Raw genomic sequence first — 5,479 nt, forward strand, 5'->3', positions numbered from 1 at the left:
AAAGCGCTTAAACAGCCCGTTTTGTAAAAAGTACAAAAATGCGGATGAATGCCAACCTTAAGTTTTGCTGTTTGTGATGGTCAACAATCCGCCATCCTTGCCTTCGCTTGGAATGGCGGGATTGTTCCCTCAACCAATCATCTCAACACCCGAGCCCCCATAATTGTTATGCTGATGCGAGTGATGCGTGTAGATGGAATTACGGTTCATTTGGTTTTAACAAACTTTATTCAACGAGAACAGGGAACAAAAAATGAAAATATTGTTTAACTTATCAAGCTTGCTCATTTTGTTAAGTGTTGCTGGATGTGATATTGAAAACATTGATAAGCTTCCTCCAGGAGAAGTGGCTGTGTGGAAGAAGCCAGGAGCAGACTTTACCGAGGTAGGAAAAGCCTTGCTAGAATGTGGAATGCCGCATCTTAATTATCTTGAGGATGAAGTCCAAAAGCTAAGCGACAATGAAATAGCAACCATTGATGCTTGCATGCTTCAATCAGGTTTTCGTAGGAAATCAGGTGGTCCATATTGGTGTTCTCCTTTTAACGGTAGAAACCTTCCCATTTGTCAGCCTGGTGCTGTCATCCCGAAGAGAAGTGTCGAAAAGCGCTTAAACAGCCCGTTTTGTAAAAGAAGTCCAGTACAACCTGAATGCAAACCTTGAGTGTTGCTATTGGTGATGATCAACAATCCGCCATCCTTGCCTTTGCTTGGAATGGTGGGATTGTTTTCTCACGCACATTATTTAACGGATGAAGAACAACAGAATTTACAAAAAGGTTCTGATGGCAAGGTTCATTTTTTCCTCAATGGTATTCTTACAACACCAGATGAAGCAGCCCATAATGCGGTTCAGTTGGCTGATAACAAGAATGATCCGCACTATTTTCTGATGTTCCCTCATAGCGATTCGCTCTTGGTAGAGGGGTTCATTGCAGGGTATCAGTATTTTCTAGAAGGTAAGTTGGGTGTTCTGACCAATTCGACGAAGAAATACCAGAATCTGTTATATAGCTTTGGCAATAAAGGATTGCATGTTGATGCCCATAGCCGCGGCAGTATGACAGCGGGCAATGGATCGCATGATTTAGAAAAGCATGGTGTTCATGGTATAGCAAAGGAAACAACGATTAATTTCTTTGGACCAGCTTATAATACTCAAAACATGGCAGATACGTTATATATCTTAAGTGATGGAAAGCAGGATTACGTAAACTTGGAAAATCATAAAAATGACTTTGTGGGTACAAAGATTGGCAAAAATCCTTATACTTTTGAGCAAATACCTCCTGGAAGTGGTCCCTGGAAAGAAGCAGGGCAAATATTTAAGGGCTACCCCAGTGTCCATGCTTGTTATGGACATCCAAGTGATGCTTGTACAAAGTTCTATGGTTTACCTAATCGTACGCCAATTTATTCAAAATATTCAGGGAGGAAAAAATGAAGAAAATCTTGAAATTATTAAGTGGTCTCATTTTGTTAAATATTGCTGGATGTAACATTGATAAGCCTTCTCCAGGGGCTCTGAGTATGTGGGAGAAACCTGGTGCAGATTTTACGGAGATAGGAAAAGCATTGTTAGAATGTGGTATGCCAACCCCTTATGATGTTTTTCCAGAAAACCAACAGCAGAGTATTAATGCTAAAGCAACAGTTGATGCTTGCATGGTTCAAGCAGGATTCCGCTATAAAGATAATGGAAAAGGGGGGGGTGGTGTTATACTTTTAAAGAGAAAAACTTGCCGATTTGTCGTCCAGGTGCTGTCATACCACAGCGCAGTGTCAAGAAGCGCTTAAACAGCCCGTTTTGTACAAAGCATCCAGAACAACTTGAATGCGAGCCTTAAGTTTTGTTTGTGATGATTAACAATCCGCCATCCTTGCCTTCACTTGGAATGGCGGGATTGTTTCCTCACTTTCATTATTTAACGGATGAAGAAAAGCATTTACAAGAAGGTGCTGATGGCAAGGTGCATGTGTCCCTCAATGGCATTTTTAACACACCCGATGAGGCAGCGGGTAATGCGATTCAGTTAACTGACAATGATCATGGTCCCCTTTATTTTACATACTTCCCAGAAGCTGAAGACTGGGAAGTGGAAGTAGGGATAGCGATTTTTCAGAAGCTTCTGGAAGGTAGACTTTTTTTTGGATTGACCAATTCAACCAAGAAATTCCAGGATACAATGTATCTTTATGGCAATACAGGATTGCATATTGATGCCCATAGTCGTGGTACCATAACAGCAGGAAATGGATCATATGATTTAGAAAAGCATGGTGTTCATGGTATAGCAAAGAAAACAACGATTAATTTCTTTGGACCAGCTTATAATACTCAAAACATGGCAGATACGTTATATATCTTAAGTGATGGAAAGCAGGATTACGTAAACTTGGAAAATCATAAAAATGACTTTGTTGGTACAAAGATTGGCAAAAATCCTTACACTTTTGAGCAAATACCTCCTGGAAGTGGTCCCTGGAAAGAGAGAGGGCAAATATTTAAGGGCTACCCCAGTGTCCATGCTTGTTATGGTCATGCCGGTGATGCGTGTACATGGCGCTACGGTTCACCTAATCGTACGCCAATTTATTCAAAATATTCAGGGAGGAAAAAATGAAACAAATCTTGAAATTATTAAGCGGTTTCATTTTGTTAAATATTGCTGGATGTAACATTGATAAGCCTTCTCCAGGGGCTCTGAGTATGTGGGAGAAACCTGGTGCAGATTTTACGGAGATAGGAAAAGCATTGTTAGAATGTGGTATGCCAACCCCTTATGATGTTTTTCCAGAAAACCAACAGCAGAGTATTAATGCTAAAGCAACAGTTGATGCTTGCATGGTTCAAGCAGGATTCCGCTATAAAGATAATGGAAAAGGGGGGGGTGGTGTTATACTTTTAGAGCTGAAAACCTTCCCATTTGTCGTCCAGGTGCTGTCATACCACAGCGCAGTGTCAAGAAGCGTTTGAACAGCCCGTTTTGTAAAAAATATAAAAATAGTCGCAAATGCCAGCCTTAAGTTTTGCTGTTTGTGATGATCAACAATCCGCCATCCTTGCCTTCACTTGGAATGGCGCGATTGTTTCCTCACGCACATTATTTAACGGATGAAGAAAAGCAGCATTTGCAAGCCGGCTCTGATGGCAAGGTGCATGTGTCCCTCAATGGCATTTTTACACCACCCTATGAGGCGGCTGTTTATGCAGAGCAACATGCGATGCGGAGAATAAAAATGTACCGCTTTATTTTGTTGTGTTCCCCCAAGCGGATTCTGCTATTTCAGAACTTCTGGTCGCGGGTTATCAGAAGTTTATGGAAAATAACTTTTGGGGTTTGACCAATTCCACACAAGAAGCAAAAGATCTAACGTCTCGCTATGGTAATACAGGATTGCATTTTGATGCCCATAGTCGTGGCAGTTTGACAGGCTTGAATATGATGAATTCTTTCAAACAAGAAGGTGTAAATGATGTAGCTGGCAATACAACGATCAGTTTCCATGGACCAGCGGCTAATGTTTTGGCGGCATCCGGTCTGTTAGGTTATGTGAGTGGTGGCAAACAAACTACCATTGGCTTTGATGGGAATAGATATAACTTTGTAAGCCGGTGGATTGGCGGCAATGGCTATACTTATGAGATAATACCTGCTGGTAGTAACTGGTGGAAAGAAACATGGAATATGTTCACAAATCCTTATAATCCCCATACTTGCCTTGGAGATGCGGGTCCAAAATGTCGAGATATATATATGGACTTTCCCATCGAGTACAATTCCCTTTAAGGAGGAAAAAATGAAAAAAATCTTTAAATTATTGAGTTGCATAGCTTTATTAGTTATAACGGGATGCCAATTTAATAAACCTCCTGCAGGATACTTCACGGTGTGGGAGAAATCAGGAGCAGATCGGCTTGAGGTAAAAAAAGCACTTTTAGAATGTGGAATGCCAGCACCTTATGATGTATTTCCAGAAAACAGAAATTTAAGCAACAATGCATGGGCAACCATAGAAGCTTGTATGATTCAAGCTGGTTTTCATGATAAATATGATAGGGGGGGCTGGTGTGGAAATCATAAAGCCGAAAACTTGCCCATTTGTCGTCCAGGCGCTGTCATACCACAGCGCAGTGTCAAGAAGCGCTTAAATAGCCCGTTTTGTAAAAAGCATCCAGAACAATATGAATGTTATCCTTAAGTGTTGCTATTTGTAATGACCAACAATCCGCCATCCTTGCCTTTGCTTGAAATGGTGGGATTGTTTCCTCACTTTCATTATTTAACGGATGAAGAAAAGCAGTATTTACAAGAGGGTGCTGATGGCAAGGTGCATGTGTCCTTTAATGGCATTTTTACACCACCCTATGAGGCGGCTGTTTATGCTGAGCAACATGCGGAGAATAAAAATGTACCGCTTTATTTTGTTGTGTTTCCAGAAGCCGATTCTGCCATATCAGAACTTCTGGTCGCAGGCTACCAGAAGTTTATGGAAAATAACTTTTGGGGTTTGACCAATTCCACACAAGAAGCAAAAGATATAATGTCTCGCTATGGTAACACAGGATTGCATTTTGATGCCCATAGTCGTGGCAGTTTGACAGGCTTTAATATGATGAATTCTTTCAAACAAGAAGGTGTAAATGATGTAGCTGGCAATACAACGATCAGTTTCCATGGACCAGCGGCTAATGTTTTGGCGGCATCCGGTCTGTTAGGTTATGTGAGTGGTGGCAAACAAACCACTATTGGCTTTGATGGGCATAGATTTGACTTTGTAAGCCGATGGATTGGCGGTAATGGCTATACTTATGAGACAATACCTGCTGGTAGTAACTGGTGGAAAGAAACATGGAATATGTTCACAAATCCCAACAGTGTCCACACATGTCTTGGACATGCGAGCTCAGCATGTCGATATGTTTATGGCTCATCCAATTTAGTACAAGTCCCTTTAAGGAGTAAAAAATGAAACAAATTTTAAAACTATTAGGTGTTGTAACTTTGTTGAATATAGCTGGATGTCAGTTTAATAAAACTCCTTCATCATCTTTGGCGATGTGGGAAAAGCCTGGAGCAGACTTTACTGAGGTAGGCAAAGCATTATTAGAATGTGGAATGCCAGCTCCTTATGATGTATTTCCAGAAAACAGAAATTTAAGCAACAATGCATGGGCAACAATTCATGCTTGTATGATTCAATCAGGATTCCGCTATAAAGATCAAAGAGGGGGGGGGTGGTGTTATACTTTTAGAGCCGAAAATCTCCCGATTTGTCGTCCTGGCGCTGTCATACCACAGCGCAGTGTCAAGAAGCGCTTAAACAGCCCGTTTTGTAAAAAGCATCCAGAACAATATGAATGCAAACCTTAAGTCTTGCTATTGGTGATGGAAACAATGCGCCATCCTTGCCTTCACTTGGAATGGCGCGATTGTTTCCTCACGCACATTATTTAACGGATGAAGAAAAGCAGCAT

At 41.1% G+C, this 5,479-nt stretch carries 9 protein-coding genes and 2 pseudogenes; all 11 read left to right on the forward strand.

What is annotated here, in order from left to right:
• Positions 1-48 precede the first annotated feature (48 nt).
• Entirely contained in the window at positions 49-270 is a 222-nt protein-coding gene (locus tag ACFIKR_RS08450; protein WP_375659544.1) for a hypothetical protein, read from the forward strand.
• A complete protein-coding gene (locus ACFIKR_RS08455; protein ID WP_375659545.1) occupies positions 254-664 on the forward strand; it encodes a hypothetical protein in 411 nt (136 codons plus the stop codon). The genes ACFIKR_RS08450 and ACFIKR_RS08455 overlap by 17 nt, the downstream gene beginning before the upstream one ends.
• A gap of 15 nt (positions 665-679) precedes the next feature.
• Complete coding sequence (locus ACFIKR_RS08460) at positions 680-1,444, forward strand: hypothetical protein (RefSeq protein ID WP_375659546.1); 765 nt, start codon at positions 680-682, stop codon at positions 1,442-1,444.
• A pseudogene (locus ACFIKR_RS08465) lies at positions 1,441-1,847 on the forward strand (hypothetical protein). Before ACFIKR_RS08460 ends, ACFIKR_RS08465 begins: the two are co-directional and overlap by 4 nt.
• Before the next feature lie 12 nt (positions 1,848-1,859).
• On the forward strand, positions 1,860-2,624 hold the full coding sequence (locus ACFIKR_RS08470; protein ID WP_375659551.1) for a hypothetical protein: 765 nt from the start codon (positions 1,860-1,862) through the stop codon (positions 2,622-2,624).
• A pseudogene (locus ACFIKR_RS08475) lies at positions 2,621-3,027 on the forward strand (hypothetical protein). Before ACFIKR_RS08470 ends, ACFIKR_RS08475 begins: the two are co-directional and overlap by 4 nt.
• Positions 3,028-3,042: 15 nt before the next feature.
• A complete protein-coding gene (locus ACFIKR_RS08480) occupies positions 3,043-3,345 on the forward strand; it encodes a hypothetical protein (RefSeq protein ID WP_375636634.1) in 303 nt (100 codons plus the stop codon).
• Positions 3,321-3,791 (forward strand): hypothetical protein, encoded by a 471-nt coding sequence (locus ACFIKR_RS08485; RefSeq protein WP_375659547.1) that lies wholly within the window; start codon positions 3,321-3,323, stop codon positions 3,789-3,791. Before ACFIKR_RS08480 ends, ACFIKR_RS08485 begins: the two co-directional genes overlap by 25 nt.
• 10 nt (positions 3,792-3,801) lie before the next feature.
• The gene (locus ACFIKR_RS08490; RefSeq protein WP_375659548.1) at positions 3,802-4,203 is read left to right on the forward strand and encodes a hypothetical protein; all 402 of its coding nucleotides are present in this window, start codon (positions 3,802-3,804) and stop codon (positions 4,201-4,203) included.
• A 15-nt stretch (positions 4,204-4,218) separates the two neighbouring features.
• Positions 4,219-4,974, forward strand: coding sequence for a filamentous hemagglutinin (locus ACFIKR_RS08495; RefSeq protein WP_375659549.1), 756 nt, complete (start codon positions 4,219-4,221; stop codon positions 4,972-4,974).
• Positions 4,971-5,375, forward strand: coding sequence for a hypothetical protein (locus tag ACFIKR_RS08500; RefSeq protein WP_375659550.1), 405 nt, complete (start codon positions 4,971-4,973; stop codon positions 5,373-5,375). The genes ACFIKR_RS08495 and ACFIKR_RS08500 overlap by 4 nt, the downstream gene beginning before the upstream one ends.
• Positions 5,376-5,479: the final 104 nt, after the last annotated feature.

The organism is Bartonella sp. MR30HLJHH, assembly GCF_042194195.1.
GTDB lineage: Bacteria > Pseudomonadota > Alphaproteobacteria > Rhizobiales > Rhizobiaceae > Bartonella > Bartonella grahamii.